The 23,319-nt window shown below is 69.3% G+C and carries 21 protein-coding genes and 1 pseudogene; 11 read left to right on the forward strand and 11 right to left on the reverse strand.

Annotated elements, in window-relative coordinates; all coding sequences use genetic code 11:
- The first annotated feature begins 177 nt into the window (after nucleotides 1-177).
- The 3 genes from OX958_RS22650 (at nucleotide 178) to OX958_RS22660 (ending at nucleotide 4,665) form a co-directional block, all read left to right on the forward strand.
- Nucleotides 178-1,212, forward strand: a complete 1,035-nt coding sequence (locus OX958_RS22650) for a peptidoglycan recognition protein family protein (RefSeq protein WP_270131191.1) — start codon at nucleotides 178-180, stop codon at nucleotides 1,210-1,212.
- A 790-nt stretch (nucleotides 1,213-2,002) separates the two neighbouring features.
- Nucleotides 2,003-4,240, forward strand: coding sequence for an RICIN domain-containing protein (locus OX958_RS22655; protein WP_270131192.1), 2,238 nt, complete (start codon nucleotides 2,003-2,005; stop codon nucleotides 4,238-4,240).
- Between the two features lie 116 nt (nucleotides 4,241-4,356).
- Nucleotides 4,357-4,665: a pyrophosphatase gene (locus OX958_RS22660; protein WP_270131193.1), complete on the forward strand. Its 309-nt coding sequence runs from the start codon at nucleotides 4,357-4,359 to the stop codon at nucleotides 4,663-4,665.
- A gap of 15 nt (nucleotides 4,666-4,680) precedes the next feature.
- Here the strand turns inward: OX958_RS22660 and OX958_RS22665 are convergent, their stop codons facing one another.
- From OX958_RS22665 to OX958_RS22675, 3 genes are read right to left on the reverse strand one after another with little or no spacing between them, the layout of a single operon-like run.
- Nucleotides 4,681-6,219 (reverse strand): DUF6297 family protein, encoded by a 1,539-nt coding sequence (locus OX958_RS22665; protein WP_270131194.1) that lies wholly within the window; start codon nucleotides 6,217-6,219, stop codon nucleotides 4,681-4,683.
- A 10-nt stretch (nucleotides 6,220-6,229) separates the two neighbouring features.
- Complete coding sequence (locus tag OX958_RS22670; RefSeq protein WP_442913218.1) at nucleotides 6,230-6,886, reverse strand: ABC transporter ATP-binding protein; 657 nt, start codon at nucleotides 6,884-6,886, stop codon at nucleotides 6,230-6,232.
- Entirely contained in the window at nucleotides 6,883-7,524 is a 642-nt protein-coding gene (locus tag OX958_RS22675; RefSeq protein ID WP_270131196.1) for an O-methyltransferase, read from the reverse strand. Before OX958_RS22675 ends, OX958_RS22670 begins: the two co-directional genes overlap by 4 nt.
- 105 nt (nucleotides 7,525-7,629) lie before the next feature.
- On the opposite strand from OX958_RS22675, the gene OX958_RS22680 reads away from it, so the two are divergent.
- Nucleotides 7,630-8,610: a carbohydrate kinase family protein gene (locus OX958_RS22680; protein WP_270131197.1), complete on the forward strand. Its 981-nt coding sequence runs from the start codon at nucleotides 7,630-7,632 to the stop codon at nucleotides 8,608-8,610.
- 23 nt (nucleotides 8,611-8,633) lie between these two features.
- Here the strand turns inward: OX958_RS22680 and OX958_RS22685 are convergent, their stop codons facing one another.
- Complete coding sequence (locus OX958_RS22685) at nucleotides 8,634-9,062, reverse strand: ester cyclase (RefSeq protein ID WP_270131198.1); 429 nt, start codon at nucleotides 9,060-9,062, stop codon at nucleotides 8,634-8,636.
- A 77-nt stretch (nucleotides 9,063-9,139) separates the two neighbouring features.
- Between OX958_RS22685 and OX958_RS22690 the strand changes: the two genes are divergently transcribed.
- Nucleotides 9,140-9,736: a TetR/AcrR family transcriptional regulator gene (locus OX958_RS22690; RefSeq protein ID WP_270131199.1), complete on the forward strand. Its 597-nt coding sequence runs from the start codon at nucleotides 9,140-9,142 to the stop codon at nucleotides 9,734-9,736.
- Between the two features lie 54 nt (nucleotides 9,737-9,790).
- Nucleotides 9,791-10,654: an aldo/keto reductase gene (locus OX958_RS22695; RefSeq protein WP_270131200.1), complete on the forward strand. Its 864-nt coding sequence runs from the start codon at nucleotides 9,791-9,793 to the stop codon at nucleotides 10,652-10,654.
- A 22-nt stretch (nucleotides 10,655-10,676) separates the two neighbouring features.
- On the opposite strand, the gene OX958_RS22700 is transcribed toward OX958_RS22695, so the two are convergent.
- The 3 genes and pseudogenes from OX958_RS22700 to OX958_RS22710 all read right to left on the reverse strand — a co-directional run.
- The gene (locus OX958_RS22700; RefSeq protein WP_270131201.1) at nucleotides 10,677-13,202 is read right to left on the reverse strand and encodes a polynucleotide kinase-phosphatase; all 2,526 of its coding nucleotides are present in this window, start codon (nucleotides 13,200-13,202) and stop codon (nucleotides 10,677-10,679) included.
- Complete coding sequence (locus OX958_RS22705; RefSeq protein WP_270131202.1) at nucleotides 13,202-14,014, reverse strand: 3' terminal RNA ribose 2'-O-methyltransferase Hen1; 813 nt, start codon at nucleotides 14,012-14,014, stop codon at nucleotides 13,202-13,204. The genes OX958_RS22700 and OX958_RS22705 overlap by 1 nt, the downstream gene beginning before the upstream one ends.
- A gap of 1 nt (nucleotide 14,015) precedes the next feature.
- A pseudogene (locus OX958_RS22710) lies at nucleotides 14,016-14,612 on the reverse strand (3' terminal RNA ribose 2'-O-methyltransferase Hen1); the annotation flags it as partial.
- Between the two features lie 311 nt (nucleotides 14,613-14,923).
- On the opposite strand from OX958_RS22710, the gene OX958_RS22715 reads away from it, so the two are divergent.
- The gene (locus OX958_RS22715; protein ID WP_270131203.1) at nucleotides 14,924-15,244 is read left to right on the forward strand and encodes a hypothetical protein; all 321 of its coding nucleotides are present in this window, start codon (nucleotides 14,924-14,926) and stop codon (nucleotides 15,242-15,244) included.
- A 49-nt stretch (nucleotides 15,245-15,293) separates the two neighbouring features.
- Here the strand turns inward: OX958_RS22715 and folE are convergent, their stop codons facing one another.
- Nucleotides 15,294-15,911 (reverse strand): GTP cyclohydrolase I FolE, encoded by a 618-nt coding sequence (folE, locus tag OX958_RS22720; RefSeq protein WP_270131204.1) that lies wholly within the window; start codon nucleotides 15,909-15,911, stop codon nucleotides 15,294-15,296.
- A gap of 81 nt (nucleotides 15,912-15,992) precedes the next feature.
- Between folE and OX958_RS22725 the strand changes: the two genes are divergently transcribed.
- Both OX958_RS22725 and ybaK read left to right on the forward strand, forming a co-directional pair.
- A complete protein-coding gene (locus OX958_RS22725) occupies nucleotides 15,993-16,664 on the forward strand; it encodes a helix-turn-helix transcriptional regulator (RefSeq protein WP_270131205.1) in 672 nt (223 codons plus the stop codon).
- 9 nt (nucleotides 16,665-16,673) lie between these two features.
- Complete coding sequence (gene ybaK, locus OX958_RS22730; protein WP_270131206.1) at nucleotides 16,674-17,165, forward strand: Cys-tRNA(Pro) deacylase; 492 nt, start codon at nucleotides 16,674-16,676, stop codon at nucleotides 17,163-17,165.
- Nucleotides 17,166-17,273: 108 nt separating this feature from the next.
- Here ybaK and OX958_RS22735 read toward each other — a convergent pair whose 3' ends face one another.
- Nucleotides 17,274-18,395, reverse strand: a complete 1,122-nt coding sequence (locus OX958_RS22735) for an epoxide hydrolase family protein (protein WP_270131207.1) — start codon at nucleotides 18,393-18,395, stop codon at nucleotides 17,274-17,276.
- A 154-nt stretch (nucleotides 18,396-18,549) separates the two neighbouring features.
- Here OX958_RS22735 and OX958_RS22740 point away from each other — a divergent pair, with 154 nt between their 5' ends.
- Nucleotides 18,550-19,560 (forward strand): LacI family DNA-binding transcriptional regulator, encoded by a 1,011-nt coding sequence (locus OX958_RS22740; RefSeq protein WP_270131208.1) that lies wholly within the window; start codon nucleotides 18,550-18,552, stop codon nucleotides 19,558-19,560.
- A gap of 4 nt (nucleotides 19,561-19,564) precedes the next feature.
- Here the strand turns inward: OX958_RS22740 and OX958_RS22745 are convergent, their stop codons facing one another.
- The gene (locus tag OX958_RS22745) at nucleotides 19,565-20,515 is read right to left on the reverse strand and encodes an NADP-dependent oxidoreductase (RefSeq protein ID WP_270131209.1); all 951 of its coding nucleotides are present in this window, start codon (nucleotides 20,513-20,515) and stop codon (nucleotides 19,565-19,567) included.
- 49 nt (nucleotides 20,516-20,564) lie between these two features.
- Here OX958_RS22745 and OX958_RS22750 point away from each other — a divergent pair, with 49 nt between their 5' ends.
- The gene (locus OX958_RS22750; RefSeq protein WP_270131210.1) at nucleotides 20,565-21,185 is read left to right on the forward strand and encodes a TetR/AcrR family transcriptional regulator; all 621 of its coding nucleotides are present in this window, start codon (nucleotides 20,565-20,567) and stop codon (nucleotides 21,183-21,185) included.
- A gap of 4 nt (nucleotides 21,186-21,189) precedes the next feature.
- On the opposite strand, the gene OX958_RS22755 is transcribed toward OX958_RS22750, so the two are convergent.
- On the reverse strand, nucleotides 21,190-23,262 hold the full coding sequence (locus OX958_RS22755) for a phosphocholine-specific phospholipase C (protein ID WP_270131211.1): 2,073 nt from the start codon (nucleotides 23,260-23,262) through the stop codon (nucleotides 21,190-21,192).
- Nucleotides 23,263-23,319 lie beyond the last annotated feature (57 nt).

The following is a 23,319-nucleotide window of genomic DNA, read 5'->3' on the forward strand; positions in this document are numbered from 1 at the left end:
GCAATACAGCTCGACTGGAAGGGTGCTGGGTGGGTAGGTTCCTGAGGGCTTCGCGGGGATCGGGTGCGTTCGGTTGAAACGCGGAGTACGGTGGATTTCACCGAAAGTAGGGGAACCGCCACTCCCTGTCGCCGGAGGGGTGGGACTCGCGCTGCCAGCTGTCTTAAGGAGTCCCCGATGGTCGACTACCTCCCACGTTCGGCGTGGGGTGCCCGCCCGCCGAGCTCCGGGCCCGGTCAACTCGTCGCCTCGCGGGTGCGTGGCGTCGCGGTGCACTGGCCCGGTACCGGATCCACCCGCCCCATTCACAGCAGGACAGCGGTCGCGTCCGCGTTGCGTGGCTGGCAGGCCTTCCACATGGACGACCGCGGCTGGTCCGATATCGCGTACCAGATCGCCGTCGACCAGGCCGGCCGCGCCTGGACCCTGCGTGGTCTCCGCACCCAGTCGGGGGCCAACGGCAACCTCACCGTGAACCAGCAGTACGGCGCGATCCTGCTGGTGCTGGTCACCGGCGAGCAGCCGTCGAGCGCGATGAAGGCGACGGTCCGTGGAGTCGTCACCGACTTCCGCCGCGCTTTCCCCCGCGGTACGGCGATCCGGCCGCACTCCGCCGTACGCCCCGACGGAACCGACTGCCCAGGACCGGCCGCCCGCGCCGCGATCGCCCGCGGCGACTTCACCCCGAACAGCTCACCGGAGGACGACATGACTCCCGCCCAGATGCAGGAACTGAAGAACTTCATCGAAGCCCGCACCCAGGCGTACGCCGTGTGGGTGCACCGGCAACTGGCCCGTCAGGTCGAACAGGTCGCGAAGGCCTACACCACCGACCTGAAGAACTTCGAGCGCCAGACCGACGCAGCCGACGCGGCCCGCGCCGCCGCTGCCGTCTGGGCAACCCAGCCGAGGCCGAACACGGACCCGAACCAGCCGACGGACCCGACGGACCCCACTGATCCCACCGATCCGACGGACCCGACCGATCCCACCGACCCGACCGATCCGACCGATCCGGTCGACCCGACGGATCCGGGCGATCCCACGGACCCGACCGACCCAGGCGATCCGACCGACCCGAACGACCCGATGGAGCCGGGTGACCCCACAGAGCCCGGCGATCCCACCGGCCCCCTGGACCCCGACGTCCCGCTCGACCCGTTCCCGCCGCTCCCGCCGGAAGAGCCCACCGAGCCCAAGCCGGAGAGCTAGCCAAAACCTCAGCTCCAACCGCTGACCACAACGGCGGCTCCATCGCCGAGGACCAGCGCGCAGTGCAGACGACAACGCCGAGGCTGGCGCCGCCGTGCCGACCTGGCGCCGCCGTCCCGACCTGGCGCCGCCGTGCCGACCTGGCGTCGCCGTGCCGACTTGGCGCCGCCGTGCCGAACCTGGTGTCGCCGTGCCGACTTGGCACCGCCGGGCCGAACCTGGTGTCGCCGTGCGACTTGGCGTCGCCGTCCCGACGTCCGCGTCGCGACGTCACCGTCCGCCTCGCGGTGTCGTCCGCTCGCGGTGTTGTCCGCCTCGCCGTGTCGCCCGCCTCGCCGTGTCGCCCGCCTCGCCGTGTCGCCCGCCTCGCGGTCTCAACGTCCGCCTCGGCGGTGCAGATCGGCACACCGCCCGGGGTCCCCACCACCAGGTCATCTTGCTGGTGGGGATGCGGCGCGTGAGCCAGCCTCACTGTGCCGGCATCCGCCTGGAGGTCTCGGCACCCGCATCACGGCGCCCAACATCCGTCTCTTGGTCTCGGCAACCCTCTCGGTACAGCGTCTGCCCCGCCCACGCGCGACCGGCTTGGGCGGGTGGTGGTCGCTTGACGGAGTCGGGGCCTAAAGTCTTCCGGCTGCTGCGACGTCGGCATCCCGGCGTCCCGGAAGCGGTTCCGAAACCTTCTCCTCCTTCATCTGACTCTTGAATTAAGCAGCGAAGTTAGCTTTCCTTAGGCTGCGCGGCTTTGAATGCGCATTCCGCCCCCTTCAAAACTTCATCAGGAGAGTCGATGACTCCAGGAGACGCCCCACTCCGCCCGCCGCCGCCGCGATCGCGCCGGTTCGTGGCGATCGCCGCGGCCCTGGTGGCCGCGGTGGTCGCGACAGGACTGACCGTTGCCTCCTCCCCCGCGGCCAGCGCGGCGATCTCGCCGACCGGCTGGAACACCGTGGTCAGCAAGAACAGCGGCAAGTGTGTCGATGCCCGCGCTGCCGCGACCGCCGACGGGACCGCCGTGCAGCAGCAGACGTGCAACAGCAGCAACGCTCAGCAGTGGCAGTTCCAGCCGACCACCAACGGCTACGTCCGGGTCAACGCGCTCAACAACGCGGCCCAGGCGCTCGATGTCACCAACGTCTCCACCGCCGACAGCGCCCCGGTCCAGCTGTGGTCCTACAGCAACGGGCTCAACCAGCAGTGGCAGCCGATCGAGGAGGCCGACGGCGCCTACCGCCTGGTCAACCGCAACAGCGGCAAGTGCCTCGACGTACCGGCCGCTTCGACCGCTGACGGCGTCCAACTGCAGCAGTACACCTGCAACGGCACTGCTGCCCAATCGTTCAGGATCAACCCCGTGGACGGCACTCCCCCGACCGACCCGCCGGCCGGTCAGCCCGACTTCGGCCCGAACGTGTCGATCTTCGACCCGTCGATGCCGCAGAGCACCATCCAGAACAAGCTCAACTCGGTCTTCAGCCAGCAGGAGACCAACCAGTACGGCGAACAGCGGATCGCGCTGCTGTTCAAGCCCGGCACCTACAACGTCAACGCCAACGTCGGCTTCTTCACCCAGGTCGCGGGGCTCGGGCTGACACCGGGCGCCGTCACGATCAACGGCGCCGTGCACGTCGAGGCCGACTGGTTCCCGCCGCAGAACGCGACCCACAACTTCTGGCGTGGCGCCGAAGGCCTGACCGTCAACCCGACCGGCGGACTCGACCGCTGGGCGGTCAGCCAGGCATCGGCGTACCGGCGGATGCACCTGAAGGGGAACCTCGCCCTGGACGACGGCGGCTGGGCCAGCGGTGGCTTCATGGCCGACACGCTCGTCGACGGTCAGGTCCGGTCGGGCAGCCAGCAGCAGTGGTTCTCCCGCAACACCAACTGGGGCAGCTGGGCCGGCCAGAACTGGAACCACGTCTTCGTCGGCTCCCAGAACGCGCCGGCCGGCGGCTTCCCGGACCCGGGGTACACCAAGGTCGCGCAGACCCCGATCATCCGGGAGAAGCCCTACCTGTACATCGATGCCGCAGGCAACTACAAGGTGTTCGTCCCGGCGCTGCGGTCGAACACCGCCGGACCGACCTGGACGAGCGGCAACCCGCTCGGTGAGTCGCTGCCGATCGACCAGTTCTACATCGCCAAGCCGGGCGTCACGGCGGCGACGATCAACGCACAGCTTGCCGCCGGCAAGAACCTGCTGTTCACGCCGGGCGTCTTCAAGCTCAGCGACTCGATCCGGATCACCCGCCCGAACACGGTGGTGCTGGGCCTCGGCCTGGCGACGCTGATGCCGACCAACGGCACCACGTCGATCTCGGTCGCCGACGTCGACGGAGTGAAGCTCGCCGGCCTGCTGATCGACGCCGCGCCGACCAACTCGGCGCTGCTGATGGAGCTCGGCCCGACCGGTTCGTCGGCGAACCACGCGGCGAACCCGACCTCGCTGCACGACATCTACTACCGGATCGGCGGCTCGGCCGTCGGCAAGGCGACCGAGACGTTGCGGATCAACAGCAACAACGTGATCCTCGACCACGCCTGGCTCTGGCGCGGTGACCACCGCGACGGCGTCGGCTGGAACGTGAACACCGCGGCGACCGGACTGGTGGTCAACGGCAACGACGTGACGGCGTACGGGTTGTTCGTCGAGCACTACCAGAAGTACCAGACGATCTGGAACGGCAACGGCGGCCGGACGTACTTCTACCAGAACGAGATGCCGTACGACCCGCCGAACCAGGCTGCCTGGATGAACGGCTCGACCCGCGGCTACGCGGCGTACAAGGTGGCTGACTCGGTCACCACGCACGAGGCGTGGGGGCTGGGCAGCTACTGCGTCTTCACGTCGGACGCGAGCATCGTGGCCGAACGGGCCTTCGAGGTACCGAACAAACCGGGCGTCAAACTGCACAACATGATCACCGTGTCGCTCGGCGGACGCGGAACGATCAACCGCGTCGTCAACAACGTCGGCGGTACGGCGAACTCCGCCAACAACGAGGCCACCTGGAACGAGTACCCGTAGCACCCTCCTGATCGGGGTCCCGGCCGGCATCTGCCCGTCGGTCGGGCCCTTCCACTCAACGCCCTGCGACCGTCAGGGCTCGCAGGGCGTTGAGTGTCGGAGCCGGGTGGTTGGGTATGCGGGTGGAGATCAGCGCGTTGTCGGAGCGGGTGGAGAAGTTGTCGGCCCGCTATGCGGAGGTCCTGGAGATCGAGCGGGACGGGGACTGGTTCCTGCTCAAGCTGCAGGAGGAGGTCGGTGAGCTGACCCAGGCCTACCTGCAGGTGACCGGCCGGGCCCGGACGAAGGGCCGGACGGACGCGGAGATCCGCGATGCGTTCCGGTTGGAGTTCGCGGACGTGTTCTGCCAGTTGCTGTTGCTCGCGCGGCACTGCGAGGTCGACGTACCGCGGGAGATCGAGCGCAAGTGGTTGTCGCGCGAGTGAGCCGCCTGGCGTAGGTCAGTGGGGTTTGGCGGGGACCGCGAAGAGGATCAGGCAGATGATCGCGGGGATCGTCACGATCCAGATGGTGCCCAGCCCCAGCAGCACCGGGGCGAGACAGAGCAGCAGGAGGTCGAAGCCGCGGATCGGGGTCGAGAACAGCCCAGGTGGGATGGCGCCCATCGGCGAAGCTACCAGCGGTCCGCTGTACGTCGGCGGGCGCGCGGAGGCTTGCCGGACAGCACCGGTCAGCATCCCGGCCGCGACGGCGAACGCGACCGCTGGGCTTCCCAGCGCCGGCTCGGCGAGCGTGGCCCACAAGGCAGCAAATCCACCCGGTACGACGGACATGATGACCCGCAACTCGCGGAGGTCCAGCCCGAGCGCCCGCACCAGCCCGGCCGAGCGGCAGACCGAGCGCAGCCCGTCCATCAGCGGACGCACGGCGCCGAAGCCGGCCAGACCTGCAGCGATAGGGACCAGTACGTCGTACCCGGTGCCGGCGACGGCGTACGGGACGACGAGCAGCGCGAAGGCGATCACCAGGCGGCGAGGCCAGCGGAGGATGCGGAGAAACTCGCGGTGGATCATCGCGACTCCGGTGGATCCCCGGCCGCGGCGAGACTTCAGGCGGCCTTTGAGGCGCCAGTGGCGGCCGGCCACTACGTCGGCGAGCAGGCTGACGTCGAGGGTGATCGCGGCGCCTGCGAGGCCGGCCAGGAGGTCTCCGCCGGCGACGGCCGTCTGGCGGCTGAGTTCGCCGAGGGTGCGGCCGGTGAGGACTACCAGGACGACTGCGACGGCAAGAGCCAATGCCCCAACTACCAGCAACCGTAGGTTGGCGGCGGGGAAGTTTGGCTCGTGCGGGTCCTCGAATCCACCCGCCACATTAGTAAAGCGCTCGACGGGCTGGCGGAAGGCCAGAAGCAGCGCAGGAACAGCCGCGGCGATCAGCAGCCCGTCTGCGATGCGCAGCGCCCAGCGGGACCGTTCCGCCGTCTGCTGCGCCCAGACCGTGGCGCAAGTCGTGAACAGCAGCAGCACCGTGGTCAGCACGGCCGCCTCGCCGACAGTCGACCAAGCGGCGCCGAAGAGCGCCCAGCCGATCACTGCGGCCAGTGCGCCGACAGCGGCCGCCACCACAACCACCAGCCGGTACGACGGTCGCAGCAGCGCCGCACGGTCCACCGGTGTCGCCAACAGCCAGAAGGCGGTCGCGCGTGACGCCGAGACGGGTCCGATGCTCAACAGCACGCGCAGCATGGTGGAGACGAGCAGCGGCACCAGGATGTACGGCACTGTGTCGAGCAGCCAGGAGCACGAGCCCGACGTACAAGCGGCTGACTTGTCGTTGAGGTTGAGCAGCACGTTGCCGCCGGTGGCGCCGAGCATGGCCACCGAGAAGATGATCAGGTAGACGTCCTCGAACTGCTGGCCGAGGGTGCGGTCCGCCTTGCCGCGCCGGACCTTCCGCATCCACTTCCGCAAGGACGCCGACGACGGGATCGCGCCGAAGTCCTTCCGGTCGAAGACGACCGGACCTTCTGCCTGACTCACAGCGCACCCCTCATGGCAGCGGGGTCAACGCGACGGTCTCGTCAGCGACAGCAGCCACCAGCGCCGCGTCGTGACTGGCGAACAGGATCGACGTCCCGGCCTTCTTCTCCGCCTGCAGCATCGTGGTGAGCCAGGCGACGCCTTCGGAGTCGAGCCGGGCCTCGGGCTCGTCGAGCACCAGCAGCTTCCGCGGCCGGACCAGGGCCGTGGCCAGCGCGAGCCGCCGCCGCTGCCCGGACGACAGTGACCCGGGAAGCTGGTCGGCCGCCCCGAGCAGGCCGACGTCGTCGAGCACGGTGTCGACCAGGTCTTCGGGCTCCGGGTTGCCGTGGGCGCGCGCGAGCAGGTCGAGATGCTCGGCCGCGGTCAGGTCGGGAAAGAAGTCGAGGTCGTCGAGCAGCGACGCGACGTCGCGGCGTACCGGCTCGGCGCGTTCGTCGATCGGCGCGCCGTCCAGCAGGATCTCACCGGCGGCCGGCTGGGCCGAGCCCACGATGCACTTGAGCACCGTGGTCTTGCCGGCGCCGTTCGGGCCGACCAGGGCGATCGCCCGGCCGGCCCGCAGGGTGAAGGTGAGGTCCTCGATCACCGGGCGATCGGCGTACAGGTGCCGAAGGCCGGTCACGGACAGACGCGGTACCGACGGCCGGGGAGCGGCCTTCGTCACCGCTTCCGAACCAGGGTGAGCCCGTCGCCGATCCCGAGCATGACCACGTCGACCCGGTCGTCTGCGGCGACGTGCGCGTTGAACTCCTTGCGGTCGACCGGGTCCTCCTCGTGCTCGCCGACCACCCGGCCGCCGGCCAGCGTGTTGTCGAACAGCAGCAGCCCGTTCGGCCGGATCCGCGGTACCAGTTGCTCGAAGTAGTCGATGTAGCCCGGCTTCTCGGCGTCGACGAAGGCCAGGTCGAACTCGCCCTCCAGGTTGGCGGCCGACTCGTGCGCGTCACCGATCCGCAGGTCGATCCTGTCCGCCACCCCGGCCCGCTCCCAGTAGCGGCGGCCGATCGAGGTCCACTCGTCGCTCACGTCGAGGCAGATCAGCTCTCCGTCGGCGGGGAGGCCGCGGGAGATCGCCAGCGCCGAGAAGCCGGTGAAGGTGCCGATCTCGACCGCGCGCCGGGCCGACACCAGCCGGGTCAGCGTGGTCAGCAGCGCCGCCTGGTCGGCGGTGGTGAGCATCTCGGAGACCCCGCCCAGCGCCTGGGTCTCGGCGACCAGCTCACTCGCGACCTCGTCCAGCGGCATTCCGTGCGCGACCATGTACTCGTGCAGCTCGTCGGTGACCAGAACCTGACTACCCATCGAAACCCGCCATTCTGAACGTCGCAAAGTGTCGTCGTTGTCTCGGCTGTAGTCTCTACGGGTTGTCCGACCGCCCGACACCCACCCCTCCGAGGAGACCTCCGCATGCGCATCGCCGTTGCCGGATCGATCGCGACCGACATCCTGATGACCTTCCCCGGACGGTTCAAGGACCAGTTCCTCGAAGAGCAGATGCACAAGGTGTCCCTGTCGTTCCTGGTCGACGAACTGGTCGTCCACCGCGGCGGCGTGGCCGCCAACATCTGCTACGGGATGGCCCAGCTCGGCCAGCCGTCGCTGCTGGTCGGCTCGGTCGGTGCCGACTTCACGGAGTACGGCGAAGCGCTCACCGCGGCGGGCGTCGACATCTCCCACGTCCGGATCTGCCAGAACGTGCACACCGCGCGCTTCACCTGTACGACGGACCTGGACGCCAACCAGATCGCCTCGTTCTACACCGGCGCGATGGCGGAGTCCCGCGAGATCGACCTCGGCGCGGTGCACGCGGCGGCCGGCGGGATCGACCTGGTGCTGATCGGCGCGGACGACCCCGACGGGATGCTGCGGCACACCGCGCTGGCCAAGGCCAACGGGATCGACATCGCCGCCGACCCGTCGCAGCAGCTCGCGCGGATGGACGGCGAGCAGATCCGCGAGCTGGTCGACGGCGCGAAGTACCTGTTCAGCAACGAGTACGAGTCCGGCCTGATGGTCCAGAAGACCGGCTGGAGCCACGACGAGATCCTGTCGCGGGTGGGTGTCCGGGTCACCACGCACGGCGGTGACGGCGTACTGATCGAGAACGCCGGCGGCGTCCTGGCGAAGGTCCCGGCCGTGCCGGCGCCGGGCCTGGTCGACCCGACCGGTGGCGGCGACGCCTTCCGCGCCGGCTACCTGACCGCCCGCGCCACCGGCCTGGACCATGAGGCCGCGGCCCAGATCGGCTGCACCCTGGCGACCACCGTGCTGGAGACGGTGGGCACCCAGGAGTACACCCTCGACCGCCCGGCCTTCCTGAAGCGCCTCGCTTCGGCGTACGGCGACGAGGCCGCCGCCACCGCAGCCAGCACTCTCAAGCTCGGCTAGTTCTCTCCGGCCCGATCCGCGGGTCAGCTCGGCTGTTTCGCGAGCCGGTCCAGGACACCTGTCTGGGCCAGCAGCGCGAAGCGGTCCGGGCAGCCCCAGTGCTCGACGATCAGACCGTTCTCGATCCGGGCCACCTCGAACAGCGCGATGTCGATCGGCGCGTTGCTCGGTGGCCCGAAGAAGCCGCCGGTCGCCGTACCGCGTGCCCGGCCGCGGAGCCAGATCGTGTCCCCCGAGACGACCGAGTCCTCCACCGTGTAGACGACGTCGGGCATCAGCGCGTACACGTCGCAGATCGCTGCCTTCACCTGATCGCGGGCCTGCTCACCCTGGCCGGCCAGCCCGAACTGGTGCTCGACCAGGTCCGGCGAACACACCTCGTCGACGATCGCCGCGTTCCCGGTCGCGAATCCCTCGTGCAGGATCCGCTCCAGCGCCTCGAAACCCGTCATGATTCCCCCTCTTCGAGTGCACTCATCCTGCACTCGTTGCAGTGATACTGCACTGAACGCATTGATAGTGTGCCCACATGGCCGAATCCGTCAAGACCTACCGCCAGGAACAGGCGGAGGCGACCCGCGTCCGGATCGCCGAGGCAGCTCGCAAACTGTTCGGCGAGCACGGGTACGGCGCGACGAGTATCGACGCGATCGCCAAGGAAGCCGGCGTCGCGCCCCGGACCATCTACTCGGCGTTCGGAACCAAGCGGGAGATCCTGTCGCTGATCTGCGACCGCTGGCTGGAGCAGGCCGGCGCGCGCGAGCTGGCCGGCGAAGTACTGCAGGAGACCGACGCCGCGGCCAAACTGCGCAAGGCCGCACACTGGTTGACGAACCTGTACTCCGCCGGCTTCGACGTCGTGCTGATCTTCGAGGCGGCGACCGACGAGAGCGCCGAGACCCGCGCCTTGCTCCGCGCCAAGCTCGCGGGCCGCAACCAGGTGATGGACGCGATCATCGCATCGATGGAGCAGGAGCTGTCGATCCCGCTCGCACAGGCTCAGGCCGTCTACCGCGCCTTGGCGGCGCCGGGCGTCTATCGCGAACTCGTCGACGAATCCGGGTGGAGTGAGACCGAGTTCGAGCAGTGGGTAAGCGAATCTCTGCAGCGCCAGCTCCTTGCCTGAGACGCCTGGCGCAGTAGGTTGAGCTGTCCTTCAGTTCAGCTCAGGGAGAGCATCATGACCGAAGCAGTCGCAGCGGCGTCCGGCGAGTTCACGATCGGTGGCGACCTGACCGTACGCCGGCTCGGGTACGGCACCATGCAGCTTCCCGGCCCCGGCGTCTGGGGCGACTCGCGCGATCCCGGCGAGGCCGTTCGGGTGCTTCGGCGCGCTGTCGAGCTCGGCGTCAACTTCATCGACACCGCCGACGCCTACGGCCCGTTCACCGCCGACCTGCTGCTAAAGAAGGCGCTCCACCCGTACGCCGATGACCTGGTGATCGCCACCAAGGCCGGTTTCACCCGGCAGGGTCCGGGCGCCTGGTCACCCGTCGGCCGCCCGGCGTACCTGCGGCAGGCCGTCGAGCTCAGCTTGCGGCACCTCGGACTCGAGCGGATCGACCTGCTGCAGCTGCACCGGATCGACCCGGAGGTCCCGGTCGCCGATCAGGTCGGCGAACTCGCGGCGCTGCAGAGCGAGGGCAAGATCCGGCACATCGGCCTGTCCCAGGTCAGCGTCGGGGAGATCGAGGAGGCCGCGAAGACAGCCACCATCGTCTCGGTGCAGAACCTCTACAACCTCAGCCAGCGCAACGACGAGGACGTCCTGGCGTACGCCGAGCAGCAGAACCTCGCCTTCATCCCCTGGTTCCCGCTGGCCACCGGCGAGCTCGCCAAACCCGGTGGACCGCTCGACGCGATCGCCAAGGAGCACGAGGCCGGCCCGTCCCAGCTCGCGCTGGCCTGGCTGCTCAAGCGCTCCCCCAATATCCTGCCGATCCCCGGCACCTCCTCGGTCGGCCATCTGGAGGACAACGTCGCCGCGGCGAAGCTCGAACTGACCGACGACGAGTTCACCCGCCTGACCGACGCGGTCAAGTAGGTCTCCCGGCGGCGACGACCGGTCAGAGGCGCGGGTCGACCGGCTCGGACTCCAGGGCGAGCACGGCGAAGACGCATTCGTGGATGCGCCAGAGCGGTTCACCGCGCGCGGCCCGCTCCAGCGACTCCAGGCCGACGGCGTACTCGCGCAGCGCCAGCGACCGTTTGTGCCCGAGCTTGCGGTCGCGGAGCCGGCTGAAGTTCTCCGGCTCGGTGTAGTCGGGGCCGTAGATCAGCCGCAGGTACTCCTGCCCGCGGACCTTCAGCCCCGGCTGCGCGAGCCCCTTCGGCGTCCGGACGAGGTTGGCCGCGGGCTTGACGACCATGCCTTCACCGCCGGCGCCGGTGAGCGCCTCCCACCACGCGACCCCGGCATCCCACGACTCGAGGTCGACGTACAGGCGACGAGTCGGCGTGACCAAAACAGGGCCTGCGGCAACCATTCGATCAGCCAGCTCCAGGTGCCATGCGTGCGGCTTCTCCGCGTACGTCGCGCCTTCGGAAGCCAAGAGCTGGAAGGGTGCCACTCGCACTCCTTCAAGCCCTTCGGTCGGCCAGCAGTACCGTCGGTATGCCTCACTGAACAACTCCGCATTCACCGTACGCCGCCGAGTCCGCGCAAGCATGTCGCCCACGTCGAGCCCTGCCGCCGCAGCGGATTCGAGGGCAACAGTTGCCGCAGGCAAGGAACTTCGCGCGGCCGCACCCACGGCGGCGTACTGGTTGCGCAGCAGCTCGCCGGCCTTCGCGCTCCACGGCAACAACTCAGCGTCGAACAGCAACCAGGACGTGTCCAGCTCCTCGAACAGCCCGGCCTCTTCGGCCACCACCCGCAGCCGGAGCAGCAGTTCGTCCGTCAGCGTCGCGTCGAAGAACGACCGGCCCGTCCGGGTGTGCACGGCACCGCGCCCGGCCAGCCCGAAGCGTTTCTCCGCGACGTCGTCGTCCCGGGTCAGCAGTACGACGGCCCGCGAGCCCATGTGCTTCTCCTCGCACACCAGCTCGGTGACGCCCTGCGCCTTGTACGTCTCGAACGCCTGCGTCGGGTGCTCCAGCAGCCCTGGCACCGGCGAGGTCTCGACCGGGCTCATCGTGGGCGGCAGGTAGAGCAGGAACCGTGGATCGATCGCGAACCGGCTCATCACCTCGAGCGCGGCGCCGGCCTGCTCGGCCCGGACACTGATCCGGCCGTGCGTAGCGGTCTCGATCACCCGCCGGCCGACCACGTCGGTGATGTCGAGGACGTCCGGCTCACGCTCGGGTGCGGCCGGGACGTGCAGCGGCTTCGTGGGTTTGTAGTACTGCTTCGCCGCGGCGACCTGCACCAGTTCGCGTTCGGGATAACGCAGCGCGGTCAGCGATCCGCCGAACACACAGCCGGTGTCCAGGCAGATCGTGTTGTTGATCCACTCCGGCTCCGGCGTCGGTGTGTGGCCGTAGACGACCATCGCGCGGCCGCGGTACTCGTTGGCCCACGGGTGGCGCAGTGGCAGGCCGAACTCGTCGGTCTCGCCGGTCGTTTCGCCGTACAGGCAGAAGGAACGGACCCGGCCCGAGGTCCGGCCGTGCATGCGCTCGACCAGGCCGGCGTGCGAGACGACCAGGTTGCCCTGATCGAAGACGTAGTGCGAGATCAGGCCGTCCATGAAGGTGGCGACCTCCGCGCGGAACTCCTCGGACTCCGCGCCGAGCTGCTCGAGCGACTCCGCGAGACCGTGGTTGATCCGCACCTTCTTGCCTCGCATCGAGCGCAGCAGCTTGTCCTCGTGGTTGCCCGTGACGCAGTAGGCGTGACCGGCCGCGACCATGCCCATCACCAGCCGCAGTACGCCGGGAGTGTCCGGGCCCCGATCGACCAGATCGCCGACGAAGATCGCGCGGCGAGCCGGGTGGACGGCGTCGACCGCGCGGCCGAAGTCGTCACGGGTGATCGCGTAGCCGAGCGAGCTGAGCAGCTCCTCCAGTTCGGCGCGGCAGCCGTGGATGTCGCCGACGATGTCGAACGGTCCGGTCCGGTCGGTCAGATCGTTGAAGAGCCTGGTCCGCTCGATGCTGACGGCATCGATCTCCTCGACCGAGTCGAGTACGTGGACACTCCGGAAACCCTCGCGTTTCAGGCTTTTCAGGCCGCGCCGGAGCTGCGACCGCTGCCGGACGACGACCTGTTGGCCGAACTGGCGATCGGGTCGCTGCTCGTTGCGGGCGGTGCAGACCTGCTCGGGCGGATCCAGGACGATTGCCACCGGCAACACGTCGTGCTCCCGCGCGAGCGCGATCAGCTCCTTGCGCGCCTCGGGCTGGACGTTGGTCGCGTCGATCACCGTCAGCCGGCCGGCGGCCAGCCGCTTGGCCGCGATGAAGTGCAGCACCGCGAAGGCGTCCTTGGTGGCAGCCTGGTCGTTCTCGTCGTCGGAGACCAGGCCCCGGCAGACGTCGCTGGAGATCACCTCGGTACCGCGGAAGTGCTTGCGGGCAAAGGTGGACTTGCCCGAGCCACTGGCGCCGATCAGCACGACGAGACTGAGCGCCGGTACGCCGATGGCCGTCATCAGCTGGTCTCCTTCCGGGTGAACACGGCGAGCTGGGTGGGCGGCCCGACCTCGGGATCGTCGGGCCCGACCGGACGGAGCTCGACGACGTACCCGTACGCCGTACAGATGCCGTCGGCCCAGTCGCGGAACTCCTGCCGGGTCCACTCGAACCGGTGATCCGGATGCCGGAAGGCACCAGCATCGAGCTTCTCGAACCGCACGTTGTACTCCGAGTTGGGCGTGGTCACCACGACCGCTCCTGGCCGGGCCGCTCCGAAAACGGCCTGACCGAGCGCGGGCAGCCGCGGCGGATCCACGTGCTCGACCACTTCCATCAGCACCGCGGCATCCAGCCCGGCCAGCCGCGCGTCGGCGTACGTGACCGACGACTGGAACAGCCGCAGGCGCTCTCGCTGGCGATCGGACATCTCGGCGACGCGCAGCCGCTTCTCGGCGTACCCCAGTGCCCGGGTGGAGACGTCGGTCGCGACCACCTGGTCGTAGCGTCCGTCCTTCAGCAGTTCGGCCACCAGCAGACCCTCACCACAGCCGAGGTCACCGACCCGGTGGCCGCCGATCTGCCGCAGTACCTCCAGCACTGCCGCTCGCCGCTGCTGGCCGAGGGGAACGGGCTGCGTGTCGTCGCCCACCTCCGACATCGGCTCCTCCGCAAGCAGGGCGCCGTCCGACTCCGTCAGGCGCTCCAGAGCGGTGTCGGTCAGGTTGCGACGGTGGGCCAGGTAGCGGCGGGAGATCAGTTCCTTGTCCGGGTGGGTGGCCAGCCAGCCTTTCGCCGGCGCGGAGGAGCTTCTCGATCTCGTCGGTGTCAACCCAGTAGTGCTTGGCGTCGTCGAGCACCGGCAGCAGGACGTAGAGGTGGTTGAGAGCGTCGGCCAGGCGGAGGGTGCCGGTCAGCCGGAGGTCGACGTACCGGGAGTCGCCCCAAGCAGGGATCTCCGGGTCGAGCGGGACCGGGCGGGCGTCGACGGTCCAGCCGAGTGGGGCGAAGAAGCGCTCGGCGAGGGCGGCTCCGCCCCGGCACGGCAGCGCGGGCACGTGGAGTTCCAGCGGCAGCGCGCTGGCCGCGAGCTCCGGGCGCGCGTCGCAGCGGCCGTTCATCGCGGTACGGAAGAGCTTGCCGAGCGCGACCGCGAGCAGGCTGGACGCGGCGTACGGTCGATCGTTGACGTACTGGCCGAGAGTGAAGCCCTCCCGGCCCTTGCCCGAGCGCACCAACGCGACCGGGTCGATCTCCAGCAGCACCGCCGCCGTACAGCGCTCCGCCGTCGCCTCCGGGTAGACGACATGCGCCGTTCCACCCGCGACCTCCAGCGACTGCGGCCGGGCCGGGTTCTTGTGCAGCAGGAATCCGAGGTCGGTGGCAGGAGCATCCGGTCGGTCGGAGCGCGTGGCGATGGTCAGGAACACTTCCGTATTCGATCACGCGTGCCGTCCGTTCGGCTCACCATTTGTCGGCCGAACGGATCGAAGACCGAGACACACCCGGCGACCACTGGCGCGTCCGCCCCGTTGGTTCTACCTTGATTTGCAGTGCTCGACTCGCTACAGACCGTCCTTGCCCGTTGACAGTCCGTGCCGGTCCCCCGGTTTGTGGCGAATCCCTGAGCCACGCCGACATCCGGGGAAAGGACCATGGCAACTCCCTCAGGCCATCCCAGCAAGCCGTCCGGCAGCAGCCGGCAGACCCAGCCCACCGCGGCGACCGAAGAGGTCCACCGGTGAAACCCCAGACCTTCGAACTCGTCAGATATGCCGACGTCAGCGGTGTCTCCGGCACCGGAACGGTGGCCGAAGGATGCGTGTTCACCGACGGATCGGTCGCCCTGCGCTGGCACGGCCAGAACCCGTCGACCGCGGTCTGGCCGGACCTCGACTCGATCCTCGCGGTGCACGGCCACTGCGGCTCGACCGTCGTCCGCTGGCTCGACGTCTCCGAGATGGAGACCGTACCCGGCACCGATCTGCTGCCCGGCGAGGTCGCCCACATCCTGGCGACCGGCCGTCACACCCACCACCCACCGGCGGTGGCCACCTTCTGACCCGTACGCCGGTCCGCCGCGCCCACCCCGTGCCCGGGGCGGGACGGGGTCAGGTCGTCGCGATACCGGTCAGGCTGAAGAACTCCTGGCGCGAGCCAGGGCTCTCGCGCAGCAGGCCGTGCAGCGCCGACGTGACCGTCTTCGAACCGATCGCGCGAACACCCCGCAACGACATGCACTGGTGCTCGGCCTCGATCACCACGCCCACCCCTTGGGGCGCGAGCTGGTCCTGCAGCCAGTCGGCGACCTGCTTGGTCAACCGCTCCTGCACCTGCAGGTCACGCGCGAACAACTCGACGACGCGAGCCAGCTTGGACAGCCCGAGGATGCGCGCGCCCGGCAGGTAGCCCACGTGCGCGACCCCCTGGAACGGCAGCATGTGGTGTTCGCACAGCGACTGGACCGGGATGTTGCGGGCCAGCACGAGCTCGTCGTACCCCTCGTCGTTCGGGAACGTCGTCAGCTCGAACTCGCGCGGTGTCAGCATCTCGGCGTACGCGTGCGCCACCCGGCGAGGCGTGTCCGCCAGATGCGCGCTGAGCGGGTCGCGGCCCAGTGCCACCAGCAGGTCGGCCACCGCCCGCTCGGCCGCCGCGAGGTCGATCTCGGGCCGCCCACCGACCACGTGGAGCGCCACCGCGTCGAGCTCCGGCTGGATCGTCGTCATCTAGCGCCCCCACCTCGAGAAAGTTGACCTTCAAAGTAACTCTACTATTCCGTCAACGAAAGTTGTCGATAGAATCCTCTCGTGGACCAGCCGACCGAGGCGAGCATCCAGGCGGTCGCCGCGCTCGACGAACCGACCCGGCGGCGGCTCTACGACCATGTGGTCGCCGAGCCCGCCCCGGTCAGCCGCGAGGAAGCCGCCGCTGCGCTCGGCATCCCTCGAACGACCACTGCCTTCCATCTCGACAAACTGGCCGGCGAAGGCCTGCTGACAGTGGTGTTCGAGCGGCGTACCGGCCGCAGTGGACCAGGCGCCGGCCGCCCGGCCAAGCTCTACCGCCGCTCCGACCGCGAGATCGGGGTGTCCATCCCCGAGCGCCAGTACGACGTGGCCGGCCACCTGCTCGCGGCCGCAGTGGAGGACGCCGAGGCATCCGGCTGCTCACCCCGAAGCGCACTGGAGCGCCGAGCCCGTGAGTACGGCGAATCCGCCGCTCGAGCTCACCCCGGTACGCCGCTCGCCGAGGTGCTGCAGGCGCACGGGTTCGAGCCGCGGCGTACGGGATCTGTGGTCGAGCTGGCCAACTGCCCGTTCAAGGCGTTGGCGAGGAACCACCCCGAACTCGTCTGCAACATGACGCTGCACCTGCTCGGAGGGTTGCTCGACGGCCTCGGCGACACAGAGTTCCAGGCGATGCTCGAGCCCCGCCCAGGACACTGCTGCGTGCGTCTCACGCCGCTGCCGACGTCGTAGGGTTCGGGGGTGGCAAAAGGTAAGCAGAGCGGACAGGGCACACCGGCGACGGTCGCGCTGACGAAGGCGGGCGTCGCGTTCACGACGCATACCTACGAGCACGATCCAGCGGCGAAGTCGTACGGACTGGAGGCCGCAGAGGCGCTCGGACTCCAGCCGGAGCAGGTGTTCAAGACTTTGCTGGTAGAGGTGGACGGCAAGTTGTCGGTCGGCGTCGTACCGGTCGACAAGCAGCTGGATCTGAAAGCGGTCGCCGCCGCGCTGAACGGCAAGAAGGCGACCATGGCGGACCCGGCGGCGGCCGAGCGGATCACCGGCTACGTCGTCGGTGGCATCAGCCCGATCGGCCAGAAGCGCCTTTTGCCCACCGTCGTCGACGAGACGGCGACCGCCCACGAGACCGTCTACGTCTCTGGCGGCCGCCGAGGCCTGGACCTGGGACTCGCCCCGGCGGACCTGATCAGCCTCATCGCCGCCCGCACCGCTCCTATCGCCAGGTAGCCCGCGGACACACCGACAGGCAGTAGTCGGCTCCGCGCCGGGCACTCACGCTCAGCCAATGCCTCCGGCGCGGGTAATTCGGGACTACTGCCTGTCGGTGTGTTCGGCTCACCGCAGATTGCGGAAGAAGGCGATCAGATCGTCCGCCAGGAGTTCGGGTTCTTCCCAGGCGGCGAAGTGGCCGCCTCGCGGCATCGCCGTGTAGCGGGTGACGTGGTAGGTCCGGGCCGCCCAGCTCCGCGGCGGGCGGACCAGGTCTTCGGGGAAGACGGCGATCGCGGTCGGCACGGTCACCGAGATGACGCGCTCGCGGTGACCACGGTGGAACTCGTAGTACGGCCGGAACGAGGTCGAGATCGAGTTCGTGAACCAGTACAGCGATGCCTGGGTCAGGACGAAGTCGTCGCTGAACCGGCTGCTGAGATCGCCGTCGCAGTCGGTCCAGGCCCGGTACTTCTCCAGGAGCCAGGCGAGCAGGCCGGCGGGCGAGTCCGACAGCCCGGCGCTCAAAGTGGCCGGCCGCGTCCGCTGCTCGTGCTCGTAGCCACCTTCCTCGGTGAACCACTCGGCCTCGGCGGCCAGGTAGGACTGCTCCCCGGGCGTCAGCTCCGCCGCCTCGTACTTCGCCGGGTTCGCCACCGCGAGCACGTGGATGCCGACGACCGACTCGGGATACGTCTGCCCGAGTAGCGAGCTGATCCCGGCGCCGAGATCGCCACCGTGAGCGCCGTACCGGGCGAAGCCCAGCTCGTCGTGCATCAGCCGGTGCCACAGCTCGTGCGTCCCGGTTGCCGGTGGCAACGAAGGCCGTTGGGGCGAGAACGCGAACCCGGGCAGGGACGGCACGATCACGGTGAACGAATCCGTTGCCACTCCCCCGTACCGCGTAGGGGTGGCCAGCCGCTGCGCCAGCTCGGTCAGCTCCAGCACCGAGCTCGGCCAGCCGTGCGTGAGCACGATCGGCAGCGCGCCGGGGTGTTCACCGTCGTACCGCAGATAGTGCACCGGTACGCCGTCCAGCTCGGCGAAGTGCGAAGGCAGCGCATTGACTTCGGCCTCCTGCTTGCGCCAGTCGAAGCCGTCGGCCCAGTACTCGACCAGTCTGCGCAGCTCAGCGCCGTCGGCACCGGCCTCCCATCCGGTCCCCGGCCAACTCGTTGCCCACCTCGTCCGTCGCAGCCTCGACCGCAGGTCCTCCAGCTCGTCGTCAGGAACTGCCAGTACGTCCATACGAACGATCCCTCCCCAGATATCGCCCCGAACTGTTGCCACCCTTGCCCAGATCGCGGCAAGTTACCAGCGGTTGGCCCAGACCCGGGATTCATCGCCGTGGCTTTTGCGCAAAGGGTTGCGCAAAGTACGGGGAGCGACGACGATTCGACGGATGGTCACCATGACGGAGGTCGCCCAGAGCGCCGGAGTGTCGGTGACCACGGTCTCGCACGTCGTCAACGGCACCCGGCTGGTCGCCGCCGCGACCCGCGAACGCGTGCACGAGGCCATGCGGCTGCTCGGCTACGAGCACCATCCGATCGCCCGCTCGCTCGCCGCCGGCTCCAACCAGACGATCGGTCTCGCCCTGACGGCGGCCTCCAACCCGTACTGGGTCGAACTCGTGCAGGGCATCGACGGCGAGGCCACCCGGGCCGGGCTGAACCTGATCATCGTCGACACCCGTGACGAGGCCAGACACGAGTCGACCGCGGTCGCGAACCTGCTGGCCCACCACATCGAAGGCCTGGTGATCGCCCCTTCCGACGGCTGGCGCGAGCTGACCCTGCCGCTGCTGCGCGACCATCCGGTGCCCTACGTGATCGTCGACCGGATCGATCCCGAACTGCGCGCCGATCAGGTCGGCGTCGAGAACGAGGCCTCGTCGGCGGCCGTGATCGATCACCTGATCTCGCTGGGCCATCGCCGGATCGGGATGGTGGCCGGGATCGCCGGCCTGTCCACCAGCGCCGAGCGCCTGCGCGGATATCGCCTGGCTCACCAGCGTGCCGACCTGGCCGTCGATCCCGCGCTGATCGTCGACGGCGCCTCGACCAGCGAAGGCGGCCGCCGCGCCACCCTGGCGCTGCTCGACCTGCCCGAGCCTCCGACCGCGGTGTTCGCCGGCAACAACGGCATGACCATCGGCGTACTGGGCGCGCTGAAGGCAGCCGGTCTGAAGGTGCCCCGCGACCTGGCCGTCGTCGCCTTCGACGACTTCGCCTGGGCCGACCTGTTCAGTCCGGGACTGACCACCATCGCCCAGCCGTCCGCGGCGATCGGCGCCCGGGCGGTCCAGCTCCTCCTCCGCCGGATGACGGACCGCGAAGCACCGCCCCAGACGATCCGCCTGCCGGCGGAGATCATGCACCGCGAGTCCTGCGGCTGCCCGTCACGCTTGTAGTTGCTCAGTGCAACAAAACGATCTTCCCGCGCGCGTGCCTGGTTTCACTCAGCTCGTGAGCCGCCGCCGCCTCCTCGAGCGGGAACGTCGCTGCGACCGGCACCCGCAGACCGCCTTCGGCAGCGAGCTTCACGGCAACCGCGAGACCATGCACCGCCAGCGAATCCGCACCGGCTCCCAGCGCCTTCCCCGTCTCGTCGGCCGGCGCGCTGTGTGACATGTGTACGCCGTGCGCGGCGGCATCGAAGTCCGCGATGGTCACCACCCGTGCCGGCTCCCCCGCGATCGCGATCAGGTCGGGCAGCGTCCCTCCCGCGCAGTCGAACACCGCATCCACTCCGTCCGGAGCGAGCTCCTGCACCCGTTCCACCAGCCCCTCCCCGTACGTCGTCGCCTCCGCGCCCAACGAACGCAGCAACTCGTGGTTGTGCTCACTGGCCGTGCCGATCACTCGCGCGCCACGCGCCACCGCGAGCTGGACCGCGACGGTGCCCACAGCACCTGCCGCGCCCTGCACCAGCAGGGTTTGCCCGGCCCTTACGGCCAGCAGATCGAGCACTCGCGTGGCCGTTTCGACGCTGCCTGCGGCGCCTCCCGCTTCCTCCCAGCTCCAACTGGAAGGCTTCGGCGCCCACGCCGCCAGAACGGCGAAGTCCGCGTTGGCGCCGCGCTCGGTCATGGTCGTCATACCGAAGACTTCGTCGCCGACGCGCACGCCGGTGACGCCCTCACCGACCTGGTCCACCACCCCCGCGGCGTCGAACCCGGACAGGTACGGGAAGGTGGTCGGCACCAGCTCGCGCAACCGCCCGGAGCGGATATAGGTCTCGCCGGGCGAGATCCCCGACGTTCTGACGGCGACGCGGATCTGCCCCGCGCCGGCCTTGGGCTCTTCCACCTCGGCGACGTGGACGACGCCGGGCGGACCATAGTGGCTGAACTGAACGGCTCTCATACCGGCGAACGTAACGGAGCACCCCGTCCGTTTGACTAAAGTGAGAGAGGTGACGGCACAAGTGGGAACCAGGCTCCGGTCGGATGCACGCGACAACCGCGAGCGGATCCTCGCCATCGCCCGGCTGGCCTTCGCCGCCGACGGTCTCGACGTGCCGATCCGGGAGATCGCGCGGCGGGCGGAACTCGGGGTGGCGACCGTCTACCGGCACTTCCGGACCAAGGAGGAGCTGCTGACCGCGGCCTTCGAGGAGCAGTTGCACCTGTGTTCCTCGGTGGTCGAGGAGGGGCTGGCCGCGGACGATCCGTGGACGGGATTCACCCTGGTGGTGGAGAAGTTGATGGAGATGCACGCGCTCGATCGCGGCTTCGCCCGCGCGTTCACCTCACGCCTGCCGCTCGCGGCCGACTTCGCCACCGAGCGGGACGAGTCCCTTCGACTCGTGCTCGAACTGGTCCGCCGCGCCAAGGAGGCGGGCGACCTGCGCGAGGACTTCGTCCTCGAGGACCTCGTCCTCGCGCTGATGGCGAACGAGGGAATCCGCACGGACTCACCGCGGTCGCGGGTGGCGGCGTCGCGGCGGTTCGCCGCTTTCATGCTGCAGTCGTTCCGGGCGAACCCGGTCGCGACGCCGCTCCCCCCTGCTGTCCGGCTACCGCTCAGCCGGTGACGCCTCAGCCGGTGACGCCTGGTGCGCCGTTCTCCAAGTGCCCGGTCAGCCGCCGCCGGTACGTCGTGTCCTCGGCGGTCGTCACCTCGACGTCGTACCAGCCCTGGTCGGTCGGCCAACTCAGGGAACGGGTCTGCTTGCCCCGGACGTCCTGGTTGATCGTGCGGCTGCCGTACCCACGGGCTTTGAGCTTCACGCTGAGCGGCTTGGTACCGGTGTTCTCGAGCTCGACGCGGAGCGAGGCGCCGTCCCGCTCGACCCGTACGTCGAGGCCTGCCGCGACGCCTTCGACGGAGCCGGCCAGTTCGACCCAGAAACGATTCGGCCCCTGCACCGCGAGCTCGTACGGACCGCTGACCGGGACGTCGGTGTAGAGCTGGCCTCGGACGTCGAAATGCGCCGGCTCGGGCAGCTCACCGCCGTACGGGTAGACCGTGAAGTGGGCCGCCTCGTCGGCTTTGTTGCCGAGTCGCAGTTTCAGCTTGCCGTCGGCAACGAGGCCCGAAACTGCCGGCTGGTAAGGCAATGCGCGGGCGGGCCGACGTCCCGGCTCCTGCATCGGCAACGCCTGGACGACTGGCGGCGTCGGCTTCCAGCGCGAGATCGGGGCAGGCACCGGGCCGGGTGCGTCGACCGACGGCCGCCGGTGCGACCGCTTGAAGTCGAAGGCGCTGGTGAGGTCACCGCAGGCTTGGCGACGCCAGGAGCTGATGTTTGGCTCCTCGACTCCGGTCCAGCGCTCGAGGAACTGCAGTACCGAGGTGTGGTCCGAAACCTGGGAGTTCACGTGCCCACCGACCGACCACGGCGACACCACGGTCATCGGAACCCGCGGACCGAGGCCGATCGGGCGGCCGGCGTACCAGTCGTCGCCCTCGCCGGAGGACGGACGTGGCGCGACCGGCGGCGGGACGTGGTCGAAGAACCCGTCGTTCTCGTCGAAGTTGATCAGCAGCACCGTCTTCGACCAGACTTCCGGATCGGCCGCGATGGCGTCGAGCAGGTCGTAGACCAGGTTCGCGCTGCCGATCGGGGTCGACGAGCCGGGGTGCTCGGAGTCGATCGCCGACGGGACCAGCCAGCTGACCGCGGGCAGTTTGCCGGCCAGGATGTCGGCGCGGACGCGCGGTACCAGCGACTCGGGCTCGCTGCGGTACATCGCTCGGTGGAAGAGCCGCTGGTCGGCCGCGGGCTGTTCGGCGACCGCATCCGCCAGCAACTTCAGCGCGGCGGCCCGCTCGGCCGGGCTCTTGGCGAAAAGCTTGTCGTAGAACTCCTCGGTGGTGCGGTAGCCGGGCACCGAGGCGAGGATCCGGCGGCCGAGCTCCTTGAACGTCTTGAAGTACTCAACCGCGTTGTCGGTGAAGTTGTCCCACTCCTGGTAGATCTGCCAGGAGACACCGGCCGCTTCCAGCCGCTCGGGGTACGCCGTCCAGTCGTACCCCTGGTGGTCGTAGGAGTACGCCGCGTTGGTGACCGCGCGTCGCGTCGTACCGGGCTCGTAGCCCGTCGTCCCGGACCACAGGTAGTTCCGGTTCGGGTTGGTGGAGCCGTTCACCGAGCAGTGGTAGGCGTCGAGGATGGTGAAGGTCTCGGCCAGTTCGTACTGCAACGGGATGTCGCGGCGGTCGTAGTACGTCATCGTCGCGGCAGTCTTGGCCTGCACCCAGTCGTCGTTCCAGCCGTTGCTCCAGGCGTTGGTCGCATCGGTGAAGCCGTGCGGCAGATCGCCGAGGTACTGGATGTCGCCCGGCTTGCGCCCGGCGTCGGCCGCGGCCCTGCGGAGCGAGAACGGCAGCACCTCGCCGCCACCGGTGACCGGCTGGTGGTACACCGACTTGCCGTTCCGCAGCCGCAGCGGCAGCCGGTCGCCGTACCCGCGGACGCCGCGCAGCGTGCCGAAGTAGTGGTCGAAGGAGCGGTTCTCCTGCATCAGCACGATCACGTGCTCGATCGCGTCGAGACCACCGGGCCGGACGGGTTGCGCCATCGCCGCGTGCAGCGACGGTGGGAGCAGCGACAGCGCTGCCCCACCGGCCGCGGAACCAAGAACCAGGCGGCGGGAAATTTCGGTCATGCTCCGGACCCTAGGTCAGGACCTGGCCGGCCGGGGCCGGTGTGAGCCGACATTTCC

Source organism: Kribbella sp. CA-293567 (assembly GCF_027627575.1).
Classification (GTDB): domain Bacteria; phylum Actinomycetota; class Actinomycetes; order Propionibacteriales; family Kribbellaceae; genus Kribbella.